The sequence below is a fragment of the Shewanella septentrionalis genome (genome assembly GCF_025370265.1).
Classification (GTDB): domain Bacteria; phylum Pseudomonadota; class Gammaproteobacteria; order Enterobacterales; family Shewanellaceae; genus Shewanella; species Shewanella hafniensis.
In genome coordinates, this window is sequence record NZ_JAMTCC010000109.1 from 1 (window position 1) to 1,585 (window position 1,585).

The 1,585-nt window shown below is 50.7% G+C and carries 1 rRNA gene; it reads left to right on the top strand.

Annotated features, from left to right (window positions below):
- Positions 1-1,585, top strand: a 23S ribosomal RNA gene (locus tag NE536_RS22740); the annotation flags it as partial.

Consider the following 1,585-nt stretch of genomic DNA (forward strand, 5'->3'; position numbering starts at 1 on the left):
GACTAAGCGTATACGGTGGATGCCTTGGCAGTCAGAGGCGATGAAGGACGTAGTAACTTGCGAAAAGCGTTGGCGAGCTAGTAACAAGCATTTGAGCTAACGATGTCCGAATGGGGGAACCCAGCAGCATAAGCTGTTATCGCAACATGAATACATAGTGTTGCGAGGCGAACGAGGGGAACTGAAACATCTAAGTACCCTTAGGAAAAGAAATCAACCGAGATTCCCCTAGTAGCGGCGAGCGAACGGGGATTAGCCCTTAAGTCAGTGGGGTGTTAGTGGAATGTGTTGGAAAGCACAGCGGCACAGGGTGATAGCCCCGTACATGAAAACTAACCATTGATGAAAACGAGTAAGGCGGGACACGTGACATCCTGTTTGAATATGGGGGGACCATCCTCCAAGGCTAAATACTCCTGACTGACCGATAGTGAACCAGTACCGTGAGGGAAAGGCGAAAAGAACCCCTGTGAGGGGAGTGAAATAGAACCTGAAACCGTATACGTACAAGCAGTGGGAGCGGTTCTTGAGACCGTGACTGCGTACCTTTTGTATAATGGGTCAGCGACTTACATTTTGTAGCGAGGTTAAGCGAATAGCGGAGCCGTAGGGAAACCGAGTGTTAACTGCGCGTTTAGTTGCAAGGTGTAGACCCGAAACCCGGTGATCTAGCCATGGGCAGGTTGAAGGTTGAGTAACATCAACTGGAGGACCGAACCGACTAATGTTGAAAAATTAGCGGATGACTTGTGGCTGGGGGTGAAAGGCCAATCAAACCGGGAGATATCTGGTTCTCCTCGAAAGCTATTTAGGTAGCGCCTCGAGCGAATACCATTGGGGGTAGAGCACTGTTAAGGCTAGGGGGTCATCCCGACTTACCAACCCTTTGCAAACTCCGAATACCAATGAGTACTACTCGGGAGACAGACGGCGGGTGCTAACGTCCGTCGTCAAAAGGGAAACAACCCAGACCGTCAGCTAAGGTCCCAAAGTACTAGCTAAGTGGGAAACGATGTGGGAAGGCTTAGACAGCTAGGATGTTGGCTTAGAAGCAGCCATCATTTAAAGAAAGCGTAATAGCTCACTAGTCGAGTCGGCCTGCGCGGAAGATGTAACGGGGCTAAGCTAGTCACCGAAGCTACGGGTGCACAGTTTACTGTGCGCGGTAGAGGAGCGTTCTGTAAGCCGTTGAAGGTGAAGGGGTAACCCACGCTGGAGGTATCAGAAGTGCGAATGCTGACATGAGTAACGATAAAGGGGGTGAAAAACCCCCTCGCCGAAAGACCAAGGGTTCCTGTCCAACGTTAATCGGGGCAGGGTGAGTCGACCCCTAAGGTGAGGCCGAAAGGCGTAATCGATGGGAAACAGATTAATATTTCTGTACTTCCGCTAACTGCGATGGAGAGACGGAGAAGGCTAGGCTAGCGCGGCGTTGGTAGTCCGCGTTTAAGGTGGTAGGTGGTGTTCTTAGGCAAATCCGGGGACACGTACTTTAATGTACACACTGAGAGCTGATGACGAGGTCCTAAGGGACTGAAGTAGTTGATGCCATGCTTCCAGGAAAATCTTCTAAGCTTCAGGTTAG